The organism is Salmonella sp. SSDFZ54 (assembly GCF_004010735.1).
Taxonomy (GTDB): Bacteria; Pseudomonadota; Gammaproteobacteria; order Enterobacterales; family Enterobacteriaceae; genus Salmonella; species Salmonella enterica.
The window spans coordinates 4,026,263-4,045,140 of the sequence record NZ_CP034819.1; the positions used below are offsets into that span (position 1 = coordinate 4,026,263).

Consider the following 18,878-nt stretch of genomic DNA (forward strand, 5'->3'; position numbering starts at 1 on the left):
TTTTTTTACGCCTGAACGCGTGGTTGCGTAATACGTAAACCGCTCACTACCGCCGCGAGAGTCGCCAGGATCGCCGCTGCGAGCAGCGAAAGATGCGTACCGCTATCGCCAAACTGGTTCAACATCAGCGCTACCAGCGCGGCGCCAGTACTTTGGCCTAACAGTCGCGCCGTGCCAAGCATCCCGCTGGCGCCACCGCTGCGCTCACGCGGCGCGGAAGTGATAATGGTGTGATTATTCGGCGACTGGAACAGGCCAAACCCTGCGCCGCAAAGGATCATCGGCCAGATAATATTCAGATCGGAGGGGGAGCCTGGCAACATGACCAGCGCAAACAACCCGGCTGCCATTATCACCATTCCCAGCGCCCCCAGCAAACCGGCATGAAGACGTTCTATCAGGTATCCCGCCAGCGGCGCCATCACCATCGTTGCCAGCGGCCAGGGCGTCAATAACAGGCCGGTTTCTACTTCGCTACGGCCCAGCACGGTTTGCAGATAAAAAGGTAGCGAGACCATGGCTAACATTTGCGCGCAGAACGAGCAAATTGACGTGCCGATCGAGAGTGAAAAAAGCGGAATGCGTAACAAGTCGATGGGTAACAAAGGGACGGGCAAAGAAAGCTGGCGGCGCACGAAGAAAAACCCGACCACGACCAGAACGAGCAGCTCTGCGCCAATCAACGTTAGCGACTGTCCCTGGGCAAATCCGCTCAATGCGGTAATCAGCAGGCCAAATGTGAGCGCATTCATTACCGCGCTCGGTAAGTCAAAGCGCGGCTTAGTGTCATGGGCGATGTTTGCTGGTAAAAAGCGTATGGCCAGAATTAACGCGATGATACCTAGCGGGACATTAATCAGAAACAGCCATTTCCATGATGAGATGGACAAAATCGCCGCGGCGATCGTCGGACCCGCGGCGGAAGAGACTGCGACGATAAAAGAGTTAATTCCCATGCCTCGTCCCAGATGACGCTGGGGGTAGATAAGACGAATCAGCGCCGTGTTTACGCTCATTAGCGCCGCACCGCCAAATCCCTGCGCGATGCGCGCCAGCGTCAGCATCTGCAGCGAGTCTGAAAGCGCGCAAAACAATGATGAAAGCAGAAATACCACTAAACCACATTTGTAGATCCGGCGATAACCAAACATGTCGCCTAAAAAAGACAGGGAAAGCAGTGAGACGACAATGGCGATTTGGTACGCATTGACAATCCAGATAGAGCTGGCAGGGGAGGCATGTAAATCAGTCGCAATGGTTGGCAGCGCGACATTAGCGATTGCGCCATCCAGAACCGCCATCGAAATACCGATAATAATCGTCAGGATAGCGCCGTATCTCTGCGGGAGGGGCAGGCCATCGGCCCGTGTTTTTTCCATAAGTATTTTGTAATAAGGGGAATTATGAGCTGAATAATAATGTTAGCATTAATACTGAGTTGTTATGTCGCAGATTTGTAACGAAGTAAGCAAAGATGGATTGCGGGCGACCTGGCGTGAAATTATAATAAAAACTCGTTCTGAATTTTATAAAACGCTCGTAATGAGGTGATAAATGGCAAACGCAGATCTGGATAAGCAGCCTGATTCTGTATCTTCTGTGCTGAAAGTTTTCGGCATTCTGCAGGCGCTGGGTGAAGAGCGTGAAATAGGGATTACCGAGCTATCGCAGCGCGTCATGATGTCGAAAAGCACCGTTTATCGCTTTTTGCAAACCATGAAAACGCTGGGCTACGTGGCTCAGGAGGGGGAGTCTGAAAAATACTCTCTGACGCTAAAGCTGTTTGAGCTGGGCGCACGAGCGTTGCAAAATGTTGATCTCATCCGCAGTGCGGACATTCAGATGCGCGAACTGTCTCGTCTGACAAAAGAAACTATCCATCTTGGCGCGCTGGATGAAGACAGTATTGTCTATATCCATAAAATTGACTCTATGTACAATCTGCGGATGTACTCACGTATTGGGCGTCGTAATCCGCTGTACAGTACGGCCATCGGTAAAGTGCTTCTGGCCTGGCGCGACCGTGATGAGGTTAAGCAGATTCTCGACGGCGTAGAGTATAAGCAAAGCACTGGACGCACGATTACCAGCACTGAAGCGTTGCTGCCGCTGTTGGATGAAGTGCGTGCGCAAGGCTACGGTGAAGATAACGAAGAACAGGAAGAAGGGTTACGTTGTATCGGCGTACCGGTATTTGACCGTTTTGGCGTAGTCATCGCAGGGTTAAGCATTTCGTTCCCGACGCTGCGTTTTTCAGAAGAACGCCTACAGGAATATGTGGCTATGTTACACGCCGCCGCGCGTAAAATTTCTGAACAAATGGGTTACAACGATTATCCCTTCTAAGCAACGTTATTTGCATGACGTTAAAAAAAAGCAGCTACGAAAAATGTAGCTGCTTTTTTTATAACATCGGGTGGGATGAAATCGTAAAAGTAGATAATATCTGTCGGCTTATTTAACGGTTATTAAAATATTATTTAACAGTACTTATGAACAACAGCCAATATAGGGGAATTATTGGTGATAGTTTCACTGTGAAATTATTTATTGCCGCTTAGCCATTATCCACCACGGTGGCGATTTTTCTGAAAATGGGACAGTCGGAAAAGCCAATAATGCCGCTGTTGGTATGGAGATATTGCGCCGTGCTGGTGCCGCGTGCGGTCAGGTAATGGCACTGTAAACCCAGCCCCGCAGCGTTCACTTTACTTCCCACCAGGATGCCATAGCCGCTCATCAGCAGGCCTATCCACACCAGGGCAAACAATACAATTGCGCGAATGATCAAACGCATTACTACCTCTTTTCTTTTTTAGTTAGAATAAGAGTAGCGTGTACATTGATTGAAACAAGTGAATCATTCCTAAAAACATATAATGCCGCTACAGTTACTCCTGGTTTAAGTAACTCATGATAATTTAGCGACATAAGATGTAAGATCGGAGAGTGGAGTGAAAAAATTTCGATGGGTCGTTCTCGGCATCGTGGTGGTAGTATGCCTGTTGCTGTGGGCGCAGGTGTTTAATATCATGTGCGATCAGGATGTACAATTTTTCAGCGGTATTTGCGCCATCAATAAATTTATTCCCTGGTAAACGTTTTACACCAGAGATTTCCTTCCCATGTAGCAGTGGTAGAATGACGTCTCTACATTGAGGTGGTGAAATGAACGACGTTTTAAACTCTGGTGCGTTTTCTCTTGCATCTTTAATAGTATCAATGGTGGTTCTGGTGGTGGGGCTGGCGCTCTGGTTCTTTGTCAACCGGGCAAGTTCCCGTGCCAACGAGCAGATAGAATTGCTCGAAGCGTTATTGGATCAACAGAAGCGGCAAAACGCGTTGTTACGCCGCCTTTGCGAAGCAAACGAACCAGAAAAAGAAGCGGAACCCGCAACAGCGGCAAGCGAACCGAAAGAGGATGAGGACATCATTCGTCTGGTTGCAGAACGATAATGCTTACCGGGGCGCAAATGGCGCCAGTGCCATACGCCCCATTTCCCCGTCGGATCTCTCCGCGTTGCCGTTTGCAACTGATACTACAGCATCAACACCTTACATAATATATGGCTTTATATGCAACATAGTTTTATATGTATAACAAATGGACATATGGCATTTTTGTGATACTGCTCATTCTCTATTAAAAGCGAAACGTTTCTCTCTCTTTATGGATTGTCATTGTTTGTTCATTATTTTAAGGCATTCTGTAAAGACGCAGAACATCACAAAAAGCGGTGTCGAAAATCGCTTTTCTTTTCTATTATTTTGATTAAAAGGTGTTTTTTATCATTGTGACAATTTATGCATAACTCAGCATAAAAAGTGATATGAAAAATACAGCTTTTAAATGTGATTTGATGCACTGGAAGAAGCGAAGTTATTGAGCTATGGTAGAAAAATGGCTTTTCAGCAGTGACGTTGTCAGGAGTCCGTCAGCGCGTGAGGATATATCTTTCGCAATTTTGTTGCATAAACGTGCTGTCAATTTGTGAAGGTTCTCGTAATTTGTGCGACGGATCGAGACACGTTTAAAAATGGCTTGCCATAATTAACGTTGTATGTGATAACAGGCTTTGGGTTAAACGAGGTACAGTTCTGTTTATGTGTGGCATTTTCAGTAAAGAAGTCCTGAGTAAACACGTTGACGTTGAATACCGCTTCTCTGCCGAACCTTATATTAGTGCCTCAAGCAGTAATGTCTCAGTTTTATCTATGTTATGCCTACGGGCAAAGAAAACACTCTAAGGAATTTTGCAAATGGCAAAGATTAAAGGTCAAGTTAAGTGGTTCAACGAATCCAAAGGTTTTGGCTTCATTACTCCGGCTGACGGCAGCAAAGATGTGTTCGTACACTTCTCCGCTATCCAGGGCAATGGTTTCAAAACTCTGGCTGAAGGCCAGAACGTTGAGTTCGAAATTCAGGACGGCCAGAAAGGTCCGGCTGCTGTTAACGTAACGGCTATCTGATCGACACCACTGATTTGATGCGTTTGTCGCGTCAGCCTCAGATATAAAGCCTCGCTAAAAGCGGGGCTTTTTAATTCAATATCCTTCAAAATGTGTCTGGATGCGCTCTCGTTAGCGATTTGTTGCAAAGGCACGAGGTTATTAGCATTGTTTTTTCTGGTTTTTCCGTCCGTTTCCCGTTAAATCAATCACCTGAAAAATGATTCGGCTGGAGATCAGGTGAAAAAGAAAAGCGACGGCGATACCCGTAATTTTACGCCCATACGTTTTGCACTACTTTGCACTGCCATTCTGCTCAGCATGGCATTGTTGTTAGGGCGGGTGGCATGGTTGCAAATTGTTACGCCGTCGAAACTGGTGAAACAAGAAGATATGCGCTCGCTTCGTGAAGTGACCACGGCCTCTCCACGCGGCATGATCACCGACAGAGAAGGGCGACCCTTAGCGGTGAGCGTTCCGGTTAATGCTGTCTGGGCCGATCCGAAGACTATCATAAGCAAAGGCGGCGTTGGCTACAATGAGCGCTGGCAGGCGCTGGCCAGCGCCTTACATCTGTCTCTCAGTACGCTTGCGGAACGGGTAAACAGTAACCCGGCAGGTCGTTTTATCTACCTCGCGCGCCAGGTTTCACCCCAGCAAGCCGAATGGATAGATAAACTGAATCTACCGGGTATTAACCTGCGGGAAGAGTCGCGCCGTTTTTACCCTGCCGGACACGTAGCGGCCAATTTGATCGGCTTTACCAATATCGACGGGCAGGGAATAGAAGGTATTGAAAAAAGCTTTAACGCGCAACTGACGGGAAAACCGGGCTCCCGACTGGTGCGTAAAGATAAATTTGGTCACGTTATTGAGAACATTACGGAAGTGAATCCGGTTCCTGCTCATGAACTTCAGCTTAGCATTGATGAACGTCTGCAAACGGTTACCGAAGATGCGCTGGATAACGCCGTCATCTGGAACAAAGCGGAATCCGGCGCTGCCGTATTGATTAACATCCCAACGGGTGAAATTCTCTCGATGGCGAGCTACCCGGATTTCAACCCGAACAACCGTGAAGGCGCGCAGTTGGACGATTTTCGTAACCGCGCGATTAGCGACACTTTCGAACCCGGTTCTACTGTGAAGCCATTGGTCATTATGACTGCGTTACAGCAGGGTATCGTGCAACCGGACAGCGTTATCGATACCCATCCTTTTACTCTCGATGGACACCGTATCCGCGACGTCGGTTACTATCCGGAACTGACATTAACCGGCATTTTGCAAAAATCCAGCGATACCGGCGTTTCTCACCTTTCTCTGGCGATGCCGGTGCAGAAATTAATGGATACTTATAAAAGCTTTGGTTTCGGCGTGCCTACCGGACTGGGTCTCACCGGAGAGAGCAGCGGGTTATTACCGAAACGCCGTTACTGGAGTGATTTAGATCGCGCTACCTTCGCTTTTGGCTATGGATTAATGGTGACGCCGCTGCAACTGGCGCATGTTTATGCCACGATTGGCAGCTTTGGTATCTACCGTCCGTTATCGATCACCAAAGTTGATCCGCCCGTGATCGGCACGCGAGTAATGCCGGAAGAACTGGTGCACGAGGTGGAACATATGATGGAGAGCGTCGCGTTGCCTGGCGGCGGCGGAACAAAAGCCGCAGTAAGAGACTACCGTATTGCGGTCAAAACCGGGACGGCGAAAAAAATTGGCGATGATGGTAAATACGTCGATAAGTATGTGGCATATACCGCAGGCGTCGCGCCGGCAAGTAATCCCAGATTTGCGCTGGTGGTGGTGATTAATAATCCGCAAAATGGGGCTTATTATGGCGGCGCGGTATCTGCGCCCGTATTCAGCCAGATCATGGGCGATGTGCTGCGGCTGGAAAATGTTGAGCCAGACGGTATGCCAGCCGATTCAGATCACCTTCTGGTGATGCATGGCAGCCACGTTGCGGTTCCGGGCTCGTAAAGGATTTTCCCGGGGCGCAATTCGCGTTACACTTGCGCCCTTTAGCGCCCCAGTCCGGAGTTGTCATGTCGTTTACCTGTCCGCTTTGCCATCAGCCGCTTACGCAGATTAATAACAGCGTTATATGTCCACAGCGCCATCAGTTTGATGTGGCGAAAGAGGGCTACATCAATCTGCTGCCGGTACAGCATAAACGTTCGCGCGATCCGGGCGACAGCGCCGAAATGATGCAGGCGAGGAGAGCGTTTCTTGATGCGGGCCATTATCAGCCGCTGCGCGATGCGGTGATTAACCTGTTGCGCGAGCGGCTGGATCAGTCGGCCACGGCGATTCTGGATATCGGCTGCGGCGAGGGGTATTACACTCATGCTTTTGCCGAGGCGTTGCCGGGAGCCACCACGTTTGGACTGGACGTTGCTAAAACGGCGATCAAAGCGGCAGCGAAGCGCTATTCGCAGGTGAAGTTTTGTGTGGCGTCAAGCCATCGACTGCCCTTTGCCGATGCGTCAATGGATGCGGTGATCAGAATCTACGCCCCGTGTAAGGCGCAGGAATTGGCGCGCGTGGTGAAGCCTGGTGGTTGGGTTGTTACCGCCACGCCGGGACCTCATCATCTGATGGAACTAAAAGGGCTCATTTATGATGAGGTGCGTTTACATGCGCCGTATACCGAGCAGCTCGACGGATTCACATTGCAGCAGAGTACCCGCCTTGCTTATCACATGCAGCTCACCGCCGAAGCGGCTGTAGCACTGTTGCAAATGACGCCATTTGCCTGGCGCGCCAGGCCAGAAGTGTGGGAACAACTGGCCGCCAGCGCCGGACTTAGCTGCCAGACGGATTTCAACCTTCATCTCTGGCAGCGTAACCGTTAACCGTGAAAATGCGTCCAGAGGATCTGGACGCCAATTCCTATCAGTACGACCCCGCCGAGAATTTCAGCACGCTTACCCAACATTGGGCCGATAAAGCGACCGATCATCATCCCGAGGGTGGACATGATAAGCGTGGCGCAACCGATAGCTAATGCGGTAGCGATGATGTTTACCTGCAAAAACGCCAGACCGACGCCAACCGCCATCGCATCAAGGCTGGTCGCGATAGCCGTCGTGACTAATAGCCAAAAGCTGTGGCGACGTAACGGTGTTTCATCTTCATCACTACCGCCGCGGATACCTTCGATGATCATGCGTCCGCCCAGAAAGATCAGCAGAACAAAGGCTATCCAGTGGTTCCATTCCAGAACGAATTTACTCGCCAATATCCCCAGCCCCCAGCCGATTAACGGGGTCAGCGTTTCAACCGCGCCAAAGATAAGGCCGGTACGCAACGCTTCTGAGAATTTGGGTTTATGTAGGGTGGCGCCTTTGCCAATTGATGCCGCGAAAGCATCCATCGACATGCCGAAAGCGAGAAGAACAGTAGCAGTAAAGTGCATGACAGCGTCCTGACCGGGGTATCCATTAAACACATCACTGCCCCCAGCAAACATGCATGTCGCCATTCTGTGACGAAATACACAGCAGTTGATGCGCCTATGGTCTCGCCTGACCAGCGGCGGCTGGTCCGTACGCGCCACGTTTTGCAACGAGTATGTTGACGCGTACATTTCCGGAGTCTGGAAATCGGCTACTCCCCAATTGACGGCGCAACATTAACATATTTTTAGAATATAAAACAACAGCGATAAAATATTATTTGTCTTCTAATTGAAAACGATTTTCATTTAGATTTGTTCATCAATAAAACGTTAAATTAAATAACAATTGGTCAATAGGAAATATAGCCTTAGCTATATTATGATTCGAAATAAAATTCGAAAAACATAGTTGAGGCTATATCTTAGTTTATTGATTTTCAATAAGAAGTTTATATATTTTTTCCAGATCGTCGATATTGCGTACACGGATAAGCAAGCGTCGTTGTTCTAATTGCATCACCAGTACGCCGTCTTCCGATAAATTCATCTCTTTAATACGGTTATATTCTATCCAGACATTGGCGAAGAAAAAGCCACGTTGTTTAAAGATGATCCGTGGCGTGCGGATCCAGAATATATAAAACCCCATTAACGCCAGCGCGCTTAATAACCATGTGGTCATCTGCGCTCCGTGGCTGGTTACGTTGTTATAAATAAGGATGGCGACCAGCCCAACGAAGATAACGCTGTCTACGCGACCACGGCGGAGCAGGGCTATAGAAAGCAGAGTGGGGCCATTGCGACGGGGCATGATGAACTGATCGTAGAGAGCGTAAGCCAATAATGCGGCAATAAAGAGAATCAGCACCAGGTCCGTGATAGTCATTTATCCTCCAGAGAAATAAAAAAACGGGGCCGTTTGGCCCCGGTAGTGTACAACAGCCTTACTGGCCCAGCAGTCCTACGGAGTAGCCGGCGATACCGATGACGAAGAAGCCCACGATAATCCACAGCGGGTTAACTTTCTTACGCAGCAGCCACATACAGGCAAAGGTCAACAGTAGCGGAACCAGACCCGGCATCAGCTGGTCGAGAATGGTTTGCACGGTGGTAACGCGTGTCTGACCATCCTGACCGGTGATGGTGGAGACCACCAGCGGGATATTCACGTGCGTCCACTTGTTAACCAATGCCCCCATGACAAACAGGCCGAGGATTGACGCCCCCTCAGTCAGTTTTTGCAGGAAGCCGCCGCCCATATCTTTAACGATATCGACGCCTTTGCGGTAGCCATAAGCCACGCCATAATAACGGGTCGCCAGACGCACCAGGTTAAACAGGATGAAAAACAGCAGCGGACCAAGCAGGCTGCCGCTCATTGCAATACCTGCGCCCAGCGCCGCGAATACCGGACGGACGGTACCCCAGAAGATAGGGTCGCCGACGCCTGCCAGCGGTCCCATCAGACCGACTTTGATACCGTTGATAGCACCATCGTCAATCTCTGCGCCGTTCGCACGCTTTTCTTCCATTGCCAGGGTCACGCCCAGTACCGGCGCCGCAACGTAAGGATGGGTGTTAAAGAACTCCAGGTGACGTTTAATCGCCTGTTTACGCGCGTCATTATTCTCCGGATACAGGCGACGAATCGCCGGCACCATAGAGAAGCAGAAGCCCAGCGCTTGCATACGTTCGAAGTTCCATGACCCCTGGAACAGGTTAGAACGAAGAAATACGCCGCGAATATCGCTCGGAGTGAGTTTTTTCTCGGTGGTAGTTTTAGTCATATCAACCATTTCGCTCACCTGTTAGTCCAGTTCGTTGTCGAGATCGTTATTGCCAGCAGCCGCTGCAGGCGCGCCCGCTACACGGTTGTATTTCGGGCTCAGCTGGATGTAAAGAATAGCCATCACTGCGCCGATGACACCCAGTGCGACTAGGTTGAAGTTTGTGAAAGCCGCGGTGACGAAACCGAGGTAGAAGAACGGCATCAGGTAGCCTGCGCGCATCATGTTGATAACCATCGCATAACCAACCACGACGATCATGCCGCCGGCGATGTTCAGACCGCCTGTGACGACTTCAGGAATCGCATTCAGCATTCCCTGTACTTCGCTGGTGCCTACGGAGATGGCAACGATAACCGCCGGGATAGCGATACGCATTGCCTGCAGGAACAGAGAAGAAACGTGCAGCCAGGAGAGCGCCGTCAGGTTGCCGTTTTCAGCCGCCTTGTCCGCCGCGTGCTGGAATGCCACGGTGATGGTACGTACGATAATGGTCAGTACCTGGCCTGCTGCCGCCAGCGGAATCGCCAGCGCGATACCGGCGCCAATGCTTTGATGCCCGGCGATGACCAGAACGGTAGAGATGATGGATGCCAGTGCGGCATCAGGCGCAACGGCAGCACCGATGTTCATCCAGCCCAGAGCGATCATTTCCAGAGTACCGCCGATGATAATACCGGTTTTCATGTCCCCCAGAACGGCGCCGATTAAGGTACAGGCGATCAGCGGACGGTGGAACTGAAATTCATCAAGTACCGACTCCATACCCGCGATACATGCGACGATGAACACCAGCACAATCTGAAGAGTGGTAATCTCCATTGTACTTCTCCTATTGCTATCTTAAGTGTGAAAGCTAATTAAATGCCGGCGGTTATTTCGCCACTTTGGCAATTAAATCCATCATTTTCAGTTTCGGATCGGTGGAAACTTTACGCACCTCAAGCTCGATGCCGCGCTCGTTGAGCTTTTTAAAGGCTTCGATATCCTTTTCATCGACGGAAACGGCGTTGTTCACCTGCGTTTTACCTTGACGATAGGCCATACCGCCAATGTTCACGGAAGTGACTTTCACGCCGCCCTCAACGATGCGCTCGACGTCGGTAGGATTGGTAAACAGAAGCATCACGCGTTCACCGGCGTATTTCGGGTTATTGTAGACGCGAATCATCTTCGCGACGTCAACCACATGCGCCGTAACGCCCGGCGGCGCAACTTGCGTCAGCAGCGTTTTACGTACGGTATCCGCCGCGACTTCATCGCTCACAACAATAATACGGCTGACATTGGTCTCTTTGGTCCAACGGGTAGCGACCTGACCGTGAATGAGGCGGTCATCAATACGGGCAAGCCCGATAACCATATAATCATTCGGGCCCATCGGTTTTGCCGGCGTGGCCGCTTTTGGCGCGGCGGCGACTGGCGCTGGCGCGGCTTTTTCTACCGGTTTCGCTTTCAGCGCTTTTACGCCTTCACGACCGGTTTCTACCGCCAGTGCGACCAGCTCGTCAAAGCTCGGATCGTCGTCACGAGCCATAAACGTTTCGACCAGCATCGGGATGTTGACGCCGGCAATAACTTCATAGCGCTCTTTATCGACGACAATGCGGCTGGCAGCATTAAACGGGCTGCCTCCCCATGTATCAACGAGAAATAGCACGCCTTTACTGGTATCGAGTTTAGCCAACTGAGCGTTGTACTTTTCGATCAGCGTTTCGGCATTTTCGCCTGGAACGAAATCGATCCAGCCGACGTTTTCCTGCTCGCCTAACAGCATTTCGGCTGTTTTAAGTAACTGCTCTGCAGCCCAACCATGTGTGCCTATAACAATAGCAATGGTCACTTGCTACCTCCTTTATTATTGTCAACACATCAATTTGACAGATGTATTTTTTGAATCGCCGTCCGCAAGCGAATCGATTCAGATGAGGGTTACAACGAAAAACGCATGATTTTCGTGAATTATTTTAGATATCGAAAAAAATATTTTGTGTGATGGAGATCCGTAATTTTGTTTTCGATAATGAGAAATTTCGAAGTGTAAAATATCCCGGTTACATCTCTTTGCAAAGGAAGGTAAATCTTTGCCAAAAACCAGTTGTCTCTGTTATGTTTAGCTTCCGTTTAATTAGAATGGGGTATAGGGCAGCAGCCCGTTGTATGGATCGTCACCGACGTCATTTCACTCTTTGGCCGTTTTGCGCCTGTCAATCTGGCATATCTTGCCATAGCCTTACTTTGTTTATTGCGTTACCGCCTGCATCCTTTGAGATGTTGTGGGCGCCGTTTAGTCATTCCTTAAGCAGGAGCTTGTCATGGAATTATTAATGGATCCCTCAATTTGGGTGGGTTTACTCACGCTCGTCGTCCTGGAAATTGTCCTGGGTATCGATAACCTGGTCTTTATCGCGATCCTCGCCGATAAATTGCCGCCAAAGCAGCGTGACAAAGCGCGTCTTATCGGGCTCTCGCTGGCGCTGATTATGCGTCTGGCGCTGCTGTCCATTATTTCGTGGCTGGTGACCTTAACAAAGCCGCTCTTTACCGTCTGGGATTTTACCTTCTCCGGCCGCGATTTAATTATGCTGCTGGGCGGTATATTCCTGCTGTTTAAAGCGACCACCGAGCTGCATGAACGTCTGGAAAACCGCGAGCATGACACCGGACACGGTAAAGGCTATGCGAGCTTCTGGGTGGTAGTCACGCAGATTGTCATCCTGGATGCGGTCTTCTCGCTGGACGCCGTGATTACGGCGGTAGGTATGGTAAACCATCTGCCGGTTATGATGGCGGCGGTGGTAATTGCGATGGCGGTGATGCTACTGGCGTCAAAACCGCTGACCCGTTTTGTCAACCAGCATCCGACGGTAGTGGTGCTCTGTCTGAGTTTCCTGCTGATGATCGGCTTGAGCCTGGTGGCGGAAGGGTTTGGTTTCCATATTCCGAAAGGCTACCTGTACGCGGCAATTGGTTTCTCGATAGTTATCGAGGTGTTTAACCAGATTGCGCGCCGCAACTTTATTCGTCATCAGTCCACGTTGCCGCTGCGCGCGCGTACTGCGGACGCTATCCTGCGTCTGATGGGCGGTAAACGTCAGGCGAGTACGCAACATGAGACGGATAGCCCGGCCGCGATATCGGTGTCGGAAGGCGCCTTCGCCGAAGAAGAACGCTACATGATTAACGGCGTACTGACTCTGGCGTCGCGCTCCCTGCGCGGCATTATGACGCCGCGAGGCGAAATTAGTTGGGTGGATGCGAATCTCAGCGTAGCTGAAATCCGTCAGCAGTTACTCTCTTCTCCGCATAGCCTGTTCCCGGTATGTCGGGGCGAGCTGGATGAAATTATCGGTATCGTTCGGGCGAAAGAGTTGCTGGTGGCGCTGGAAGAGGGCGCGGACGTTGCGGCTATCGCCGCGTCTTCTCCGGCGATAGTGGTGCCGGAAACGCTTGATCCTATCAATCTGTTAGGCGTTTTGCGTCGCGCGCGCGGCAGTTTCGTTATCGTCACTAACGAGTTCGGCGTGGTGCAGGGGCTGGTTACGCCGCTGGATGTGCTGGAAGCGATTGCCGGTGAGTTCCCGGATGCCGATGAAACGCCGGAAATCGTTGCCGATGCCGAGGGCTGGATAGTGAAGGGCGGCACCGATCTTCATGCGTTACAGCAGGCGCTGGAAGTTGACCATCTGGTGAACGAAGAGGGCGATATTGCGACGGTCGCGGGGTTAGTGATCGCCGCTAATGGCCATATTCCTCGTGTAGGCGATGTCATTGATGTTCCGCCACTGCGGATCACCATTGTCGAGGCCAACGACTACCGTGTCGATCTGGTTCGGATTGTTAAAGAACAGCCTGCCCACGACGAAGAGGAATAACGTCACACGCAGGAATCAAGTCTATAGATGCGGCATCGCGGACATAATCTGTCCGTTATGCCGGGCGGGCGGCGGCGCGCTGCCCGCCAGCCACTGTGGAAATTCGCTAATGGGCATCGGCTTCGCATAGAGATAGCCCTGTAACATTTGCACGCCATGCTGGCGCAAATGCTGTGCCTGCGTCTGGTTTTCGACCCCTTCCGCCACCAGTTCAATATTCAGTCTCTGCCCTAGCGCGATAATAATATCGGTCACCGTTGAATTGACCGCATCGGTACCGATGGCCGCGGTGAAGGATTTATCGATTTTCAAAATATCCGGCCGCAGTTTTTCCAACCAGGAGAGCGAGCTGTTTCCTGTGCCAAAATCATCGATGGCTAACTTCACGCCTTTACGATGCAGCTCGCGCATCAGGCGGTAATCAACGTCAAGCAACGCGTCGCGTTCCGTGAGCTCCAGCACCAGTTGCTGAACAGGTTCCGCACTAAACCAGTACTGATTAAGATCCTTGAGAAGCACGCCGTGTCGGAAATGGCTTGCCGCCACATTGATGCCGATATGAAACTGATGATTGATGGGGAAGTAGTGCCGCTGCCGAATGGTTTCCGCAATCACATAGCGGGTCAGCGGCGCTATCAGGTTATGCTCTTCGGCGATAGGAATAAAAACATCCGGTGAGATCCAGCCCTGACGCGGGTTGTTCCAGCGTAACAGGATCTCAACGCCGGTACACTGCTGCGTGCGGGCATTAAGCAACGGCTGGCAAAATAGCTCAAACTCCCGTTCGGCAAGGGCCAGATTAATCTCCCAGGAAAAGCTCATTCTGCTGGCCGTTGCCAGCCAGGCGATATAACCGATCAACAGGCTAAGCAATACGGCCAGCGGTAACTGCGTCGGGAGATGTTTGAACGCCAGTACGCCTGCCGACGGCCCGCTGACGCTGATAGTAAAAGGGAAATGCCGCGATGAAAGCTGGTAACGCTCTTCATCTTTTTTTAATTCCGGAAGAGTATCGACCACGCCCCGACCATATAACAGGTGCCGTTTGCCGACCGTCAGGCTGGCGCTGGTAATTTGCGGCTGCTGCGGCTCAAGTAGCATAGTCGCCAGCAAGTCAATATTCACAATTTCCATCACGCCATCCTGGCCATCGGCAGAGGCGGGATACCACTGAATGAGGATCGGGCTTCCCTTGAGTAACGATTGATCCGTGGAAAGTAGCAGCAGATCGCCAGCTGCGGGAAGATCGGGTTGAAGCTGGCGTATGGGAGTATTACGGGCGCCAAAAATGCTTGAGCAGTAGAGAATTCCCTCTTTTACCAGCCCGATAGAACGAATGGTTTGCAGGCGCGCGGCTTGCTTACGCAACGGCAAATGCGCGGTCGCGCACGGAAGCTCAAGCAAGGGTAGCAGTATGTTTCGTCCGACCAGGAGAGGATGCAGCACATTATCCAGCGCATCAACGGCATGATTCGCGAATGCAACCGTGCGATGGTGATTTAAGTTCCGCTCCGAAATAAATCGGATGCTCAGCGTAAGAATGAGCGTGACCAGTGCACAAATCGTGCAAACAATGAAACGATTACGGCGATAATGATTGATGATCCGTTGTGCTGTTTGCATGCGGGCCGCCCAATAAGCGTTGGCGACAAAAGCCAACCGCGACACAGCAAGTGTAGTGGGGAAACGTGGAGTCGACGAGGAAGAGATAAAAATTTCGCCCATCCGTAGCAGATGGGCGAAGGGAGGGGAAACGGCGTTTAATCACACTGGACTTTAATAGCCAACCCGCCGCGCGACGTTTCGCGGTATTTGGCGTTCATGTCTTTTCCGGTCTCGTACATCGTTTCGATGACTTTATCCAACGAGACGCGCGGCGCGCTGGTTCGACGCATGGCCATACGCGCAGCGTTGATCGCTTTAACCGAAGCAATGGCGTTACGCTCAATACACGGCACCTGCACCTGACCGGCAACCGGGTCGCAGGTCAGCCCCAGGTTATGCTCCATGCCGATTTCAGCGGCAACGCAAACCTGTTCCGGGCTGGCGCCCAACAGTTCAGCAAGGCCTGCCGCCGCCATCGAACAGGCGACCCCGACTTCTCCCTGACAGCCGACTTCCGCGCCGGAAATAGACGCGTTCATCTTATACAGCGCGCCAATAGCGCCTGCCGCCAGGAAGTAGCGGGTGTAAATATCCGGGCTGACTGATTCAATAAAATGGTCGTAGTAAGCCAGTACCGCAGGAACGATGCCGCACGCGCCATTGGTTGGCGCCGTCACGACGCGGCCGCCTGCGGCGTTCTCTTCGTTCACCGCCAGAGCAAACATGTTCACCCAGTCAATGACGTTCATCGGATCGTTGGAAAGCTTATCGCTGGAAACCAGCATACGACGCAGCGCGGAGGCGCGACGCGGTACGCGCAGCGGCCCCGGCAGAACGCCTTCGGTATTCATACCGCGATCAATACAAGCCTGCATGGTTTGCCAGACGTGACCGAAATACTCTTCAATCTCTTTCTTGCTATGCAGCGCCAGTTCGTTTTGCATCACCATGCCGGAGAGTGAAAGGCCGGTACTGTTGCAATACTCCAGCATTTCTTTCGCCGATTTAAACGGATAAGGTACAGTAACCTCATTCGTCGCTTCCTGGCCGAAATGCTCTTCATCAACGATAAAGCCGCCGCCGATGGAATAGTACGTCTTGCTATAAATGACCGTGTCGTCATGCCAGGCGTGGATCTGCATCCCGTTTTCATGCAGCGGCAAATTGCCGTTGTGAAAACGCATTCCGTCATCTTTCGGGAAGTCGACTTCGTGACGTCCCTGGGCCAGTAACAGACGCTCGCGCGTTTCGACGTCGCGAATAAAACCGGGGATACTATCAATATCCACGGTAGCGGGTTCATTACCCGCCAGACCCATAATAATGGCGATATCGGTATGGTGACCTTTCCCCGTCAGCGACAGCGAGCCGTAGACATCGACAGCGACGCGGGTAACGTTATCCAGTAATCCTTTTTCGACCAGGTCATCGACGAACTGTTTACCGGCCTTCATCGGGCCAACAGTGTGGGAAGAGGAGGGACCAATCCCTACCTTAAACATGTCGAATAGGCTAATCACGATAATACTCCTGACAGGGCAACCGGGGCTTCCGGTTACGATGTTATAACTGCGCATAGTGTAAGAGGGAACGCTGGCATCAGCTTAACTATTCACATGAATTAAACTAATGAATAACCGCGTTTTTACTAATATTGCGACAGTAATCTCAAGTCGTGTCTTACGCGCGTAAAGTTAAGTATATACACGTTGCCCTTCAGGCTGCCTCTTTGGGGAGGCGATTGTTACCGCCTTGAGGCAACGTGAATGGCGTTGTGTACAGTCAGGGCTTTACGCCGATTTGCAGCGCCAGCTCACGAAGAATGTTTGCGGTCATGCCCCAGACGAAATAATGCTCATACCAGGAGAGCCATACGCGGTGCGAATTGCCGCGACGGTAAACATCAAGCGGGTGATATCGGCCCAGTTGCAACGCTTGCGCCAGCGGCATTTCAAACACCGCAGACACTTCGTCTTCACTGGCGCGCCAGGGGAGATTTGGCGGAATAATGCCGACCACCGGGGTGACCTGAAAACCGGTCACGCTGTCTACCGGCGGTAAAACGCCAATCACTTCCACGGCTTGCGGCGGGATGGCGACTTCCTCCTGCGCTTCGCGAAGCGCTGCGGCGATAAGCGAAGCATCGGTACTGTCCACGGCCCCGCCGGGAAAGGCGACCTGTCCGGCGTGTTTGCGCAAATGAATAGCCCGCTGGGTCAACAGCAGCCCCGGTTGGGGGCGGCGAACCACAGGGATCAGTACGGCGGCCTGACGTTGATTCAACGTTTCATGGGGCATCTGCGGGCGCAAAAGCTGAAAGCGCGATAAGAAATGATCGAGCGTCAGACGGCTGGTATCCACGTATTAGTTCTCCAGTGGGTGCAGGATACGATTAACTTTATCAAAAGTTTCCTGATATTCCGCTTCTTCGTTGCTATCGGCCACGATACCGCCGCCGGCTGAGCAATAGAGTTGGCCCTGCGTTGCCGTGACGGTGCGGATAGTAATACTGGTATCCATCTTGCCGCAGAAACTCAGATAACCGATGCTACCGCACCAGGCGTTGCGTCGCTGCGGCTCCAGTTCGTCGATAATTTCCATTGCCCGCACTTTAGGCGCGCCGGTAATGGAGCCGCCGGGGAAAGCCGCGCGCAGCAGGTCGGTAGCATGAAGCGAGTCCGGTAAACGGGCGGTAATGGTGCTAACCAGATGGTGAACGGCAGGAAATGGTTCGACGACGAACAGTTCCGGCACTTTCACCGAACCTGGTACGGCGACCCGGCCAATATCGTTACGCATCAAATCGACGATCATCAAATTTTCAGCGCGATCTTTCATTGAGTTGGCCAGTTTCTGCGCCTGCTGACGATCCGCCTGCGGATCGTTAAGCCGTGGAAGCGTACCTTTGATCGGGCGCGTCTGGATATGACCATTCTCCAGTTGGATAAAACGCTCGGGAGAAAGGCTCAATATGGCGCCGTCATGTAAACGAAGAAAGGCGCTGAACGGGGCGCGATTTGCGCGGTTAAGGCGTTCGAAAGCCTGCCACTCATCACCCTCGTAGCTCGCCTGAAAACGCTGGGAAAGATTGACCTGATAGCAGTCCCCGCTGTGCAGCCAGGCCTGCACCTGACGAAACTTCTCGCCATACTCGCAACGCGTCATATTGGATTGCCAGACCGAGGTAAGCCTGAAGGGCGTTCGGGTTGGCGCGCGCTGGCCGGTGAGCCAGCGATATCGGGCGTCTGCATCGTGATAGCTTATCAGCGACACTACCTGTTTATGGTGATCGACAATCAGCGCCCAGTCGTAAAGGCCAATCGCCATATCGGGTAAAACGATATCGCGCGCAGCAGTATCGGGCAGAATTTCGAAACGCCGTCCTAAATCGTAACCAAACAGACCCAGCGCGCCGCCCTGAAAGGGTAAGTCAGGGTCAGGCTGAGGATGAAAAGGCAGCGCCTCCAGTTGAGTCTGCAAAACGTGTAACGGATCGTCGAGAGTGACGGTAGTCGTGCGCGCAGTACATACCGTGGTTTCCTGCGCGCGCGTGGTCAGTGTGGTGACAGGATCGGCGACCAGAATATCAAAGCGGTTATAGGGATGAATAGCATCACCTGAATGCAGCAGCATCGCCCAGGGCAAATGGTTTACGGGCGCAAAATAGTGTTCGGCGGCGTCCGGACGCCAGGGTAAGGTGATAACAGTGGGAGATAACGTCTTCATCATTCCTGACTCGTGACAACACTACTGGCT

Annotated in this window: 19 protein-coding genes and 1 riboswitch; of the genes, 8 read left to right on the top strand and 11 right to left on the bottom strand. The window is 51.7% G+C overall.

The annotated features are described in order from the left end of the window. Window positions 1-5: 5 nt before the first annotated feature. Window positions 6-1,379 carry an MFS transporter gene (locus EOS97_RS19960; RefSeq protein ID WP_000416142.1) on the bottom strand — a complete coding sequence of 458 codons (1,374 nt, stop codon included), beginning with the start codon at window positions 1,377-1,379 and terminating at the stop codon, window positions 6-8. A 175-nt stretch (window positions 1,380-1,554) separates the two neighbouring features. On the opposite strand from EOS97_RS19960, the gene kdgR reads away from it, so the two are divergent. After that, the gene (gene kdgR, locus EOS97_RS19965) at window positions 1,555-2,346 is read left to right on the top strand and encodes a DNA-binding transcriptional regulator KdgR (protein ID WP_001262195.1); all 792 of its coding nucleotides are present in this window, start codon (window positions 1,555-1,557) and stop codon (window positions 2,344-2,346) included. A gap of 211 nt (window positions 2,347-2,557) precedes the next feature. Here the strand turns inward: kdgR and yobH are convergent, their stop codons facing one another. Next, the gene (gene yobH, locus EOS97_RS19970; protein ID WP_001236777.1) at window positions 2,558-2,797 is read right to left on the bottom strand and encodes an invasion protein YobH; all 240 of its coding nucleotides are present in this window, start codon (window positions 2,795-2,797) and stop codon (window positions 2,558-2,560) included. 157 nt (window positions 2,798-2,954) lie between these two features. Between yobH and mgrB the strand changes: the two genes are divergently transcribed. The 6 genes from mgrB (at window position 2,955) to rlmA (ending at window position 7,310) form a co-directional block, all read left to right on the top strand. After that, window positions 2,955-3,098 carry a PhoP/PhoQ regulator MgrB gene (gene mgrB / locus EOS97_RS19975; RefSeq protein WP_000714547.1) on the top strand — a complete coding sequence of 48 codons (144 nt, stop codon included), beginning with the start codon at window positions 2,955-2,957 and terminating at the stop codon, window positions 3,096-3,098. 70 nt (window positions 3,099-3,168) lie between these two features. After that, window positions 3,169-3,456 (top strand): YebO family protein, encoded by a 288-nt coding sequence (locus tag EOS97_RS19980; RefSeq protein ID WP_001000660.1) that lies wholly within the window; start codon window positions 3,169-3,171, stop codon window positions 3,454-3,456. 648 nt (window positions 3,457-4,104) lie between these two features. Further along, on the top strand, window positions 4,105-4,248 hold the full coding sequence (locus tag EOS97_RS19985; RefSeq protein ID WP_001537930.1) for a DUF2627 domain-containing protein: 144 nt from the start codon (window positions 4,105-4,107) through the stop codon (window positions 4,246-4,248). Between the two features lie 12 nt (window positions 4,249-4,260). After that, the gene (cspE, locus tag EOS97_RS19990; RefSeq protein WP_001062678.1) at window positions 4,261-4,470 is read left to right on the top strand and encodes a transcription antiterminator/RNA stability regulator CspE; all 210 of its coding nucleotides are present in this window, start codon (window positions 4,261-4,263) and stop codon (window positions 4,468-4,470) included. Between the two features lie 219 nt (window positions 4,471-4,689). Further along, window positions 4,690-6,435 carry a peptidoglycan glycosyltransferase FtsI gene (gene ftsI, locus EOS97_RS19995; protein ID WP_000730322.1) on the top strand — a complete coding sequence of 582 codons (1,746 nt, stop codon included), beginning with the start codon at window positions 4,690-4,692 and terminating at the stop codon, window positions 6,433-6,435. A gap of 65 nt (window positions 6,436-6,500) precedes the next feature. Continuing rightward, window positions 6,501-7,310, top strand: a complete 810-nt coding sequence (gene rlmA, locus EOS97_RS20000; RefSeq protein ID WP_000010918.1) for a 23S rRNA (guanine(745)-N(1))-methyltransferase — start codon at window positions 6,501-6,503, stop codon at window positions 7,308-7,310. Here rlmA and mntP read toward each other — a convergent pair. The 5 genes from mntP to manX form a co-directional block, all read right to left on the bottom strand. Then, window positions 7,307-7,873: a manganese efflux pump MntP gene (mntP, locus tag EOS97_RS20005; protein ID WP_001518359.1), complete on the bottom strand. Its 567-nt coding sequence runs from the start codon at window positions 7,871-7,873 to the stop codon at window positions 7,307-7,309. The genes rlmA and mntP overlap by 4 nt on opposite strands. A 111-nt stretch (window positions 7,874-7,984) precedes the next feature. Further along, window positions 7,985-8,086: riboswitch (yybP-ykoY riboswitch) on the bottom strand. Between the two features lie 196 nt (window positions 8,087-8,282). After that, the gene (locus EOS97_RS20010; protein WP_000156280.1) at window positions 8,283-8,741 is read right to left on the bottom strand and encodes a DUF986 family protein; all 459 of its coding nucleotides are present in this window, start codon (window positions 8,739-8,741) and stop codon (window positions 8,283-8,285) included. A gap of 58 nt (window positions 8,742-8,799) precedes the next feature. After that, a complete protein-coding gene (locus EOS97_RS20015; protein ID WP_001518647.1) occupies window positions 8,800-9,651 on the bottom strand; it encodes a PTS mannose transporter subunit IID in 852 nt (283 codons plus the stop codon). A gap of 12 nt (window positions 9,652-9,663) precedes the next feature. Then, a complete protein-coding gene (gene manY / locus EOS97_RS20020; RefSeq protein WP_000406918.1) occupies window positions 9,664-10,464 on the bottom strand; it encodes a PTS mannose transporter subunit IIC in 801 nt (266 codons plus the stop codon). 52 nt (window positions 10,465-10,516) lie between these two features. Then, window positions 10,517-11,485 carry a PTS mannose transporter subunit IIAB gene (gene manX / locus EOS97_RS20025; protein ID WP_000150523.1) on the bottom strand — a complete coding sequence of 323 codons (969 nt, stop codon included), beginning with the start codon at window positions 11,483-11,485 and terminating at the stop codon, window positions 10,517-10,519. Between the two features lie 472 nt (window positions 11,486-11,957). Here manX and yoaE point away from each other — a divergent pair, with 472 nt between their 5' ends. Further along, the gene (yoaE, locus tag EOS97_RS20030; protein ID WP_000421815.1) at window positions 11,958-13,517 is read left to right on the top strand and encodes a CNNM family cation transport protein YoaE; all 1,560 of its coding nucleotides are present in this window, start codon (window positions 11,958-11,960) and stop codon (window positions 13,515-13,517) included. A gap of 21 nt (window positions 13,518-13,538) precedes the next feature. Here the strand turns inward: yoaE and EOS97_RS20035 are convergent, their stop codons facing one another. The 4 genes from EOS97_RS20035 to pabB all read right to left on the bottom strand — a co-directional run bounded on the left by EOS97_RS20035 (window position 13,539) and on the right by pabB (window position 18,851). Next, entirely contained in the window at window positions 13,539-15,140 is a 1,602-nt protein-coding gene (locus EOS97_RS20035) for an EAL domain-containing protein (protein ID WP_001192519.1), read from the bottom strand. A gap of 137 nt (window positions 15,141-15,277) precedes the next feature. Further along, window positions 15,278-16,642 (bottom strand): L-serine ammonia-lyase, encoded by a 1,365-nt coding sequence (sdaA, locus tag EOS97_RS20040; protein WP_000624276.1) that lies wholly within the window; start codon window positions 16,640-16,642, stop codon window positions 15,278-15,280. Between the two features lie 262 nt (window positions 16,643-16,904). Further along, window positions 16,905-17,483, bottom strand: a complete 579-nt coding sequence (locus tag EOS97_RS20045; protein ID WP_000381534.1) for a CoA pyrophosphatase — start codon at window positions 17,481-17,483, stop codon at window positions 16,905-16,907. A gap of 3 nt (window positions 17,484-17,486) precedes the next feature. Further along, window positions 17,487-18,851, bottom strand: coding sequence for an aminodeoxychorismate synthase component 1 (pabB, locus tag EOS97_RS20050; RefSeq protein WP_000978465.1), 1,365 nt, complete (start codon window positions 18,849-18,851; stop codon window positions 17,487-17,489). Window positions 18,852-18,878 lie beyond the last annotated feature (27 nt).

Coding starts and splice junctions, on each gene's coding strand:
- EOS97_RS19960 (WP_000416142.1), bottom strand. CDS start 1,379: ATGGAAAAAACACGGGCCGATGGCCTGCCCCTCCCGCAGAGATACGGC.
- kdgR (WP_001262195.1), top strand. CDS start 1,555: ATGGCAAACGCAGATCTGGATAAGCAGCCTGATTCTGTATCTTCTGTG.
- yobH (WP_001236777.1), bottom strand. CDS start 2,797: ATGCGTTTGATCATTCGCGCAATTGTATTGTTTGCCCTGGTGTGGATA.
- EOS97_RS19980 (WP_001000660.1), top strand. CDS start 3,169: ATGAACGACGTTTTAAACTCTGGTGCGTTTTCTCTTGCATCTTTAATA.
- EOS97_RS19985 (WP_001537930.1), top strand. CDS start 4,105: ATGTGTGGCATTTTCAGTAAAGAAGTCCTGAGTAAACACGTTGACGTT.
- cspE (WP_001062678.1), top strand. CDS start 4,261: ATGGCAAAGATTAAAGGTCAAGTTAAGTGGTTCAACGAATCCAAAGGT.
- rlmA (WP_000010918.1), top strand. CDS start 6,501: ATGTCGTTTACCTGTCCGCTTTGCCATCAGCCGCTTACGCAGATTAAT.
- mntP (WP_001518359.1), bottom strand. CDS start 7,873: ATGCACTTTACTGCTACTGTTCTTCTCGCTTTCGGCATGTCGATGGAT.
- EOS97_RS20010 (WP_000156280.1), bottom strand. CDS start 8,741: ATGACTATCACGGACCTGGTGCTGATTCTCTTTATTGCCGCATTATTG.
- EOS97_RS20015 (WP_001518647.1), bottom strand. CDS start 9,651: ATGGTTGATATGACTAAAACTACCACCGAGAAAAAACTCACTCCGAGC.
- manY (WP_000406918.1), bottom strand. CDS start 10,464: ATGGAGATTACCACTCTTCAGATTGTGCTGGTGTTCATCGTCGCATGT.
- yoaE (WP_000421815.1), top strand. CDS start 11,958: ATGGAATTATTAATGGATCCCTCAATTTGGGTGGGTTTACTCACGCTC.
- EOS97_RS20035 (WP_001192519.1), bottom strand. CDS start 15,140: ATGCAAACAGCACAACGGATCATCAATCATTATCGCCGTAATCGTTTC.
- pabB (WP_000978465.1), bottom strand. CDS start 18,851: ATGATGAAGACGTTATCTCCCACTGTTATCACCTTACCCTGGCGTCCG.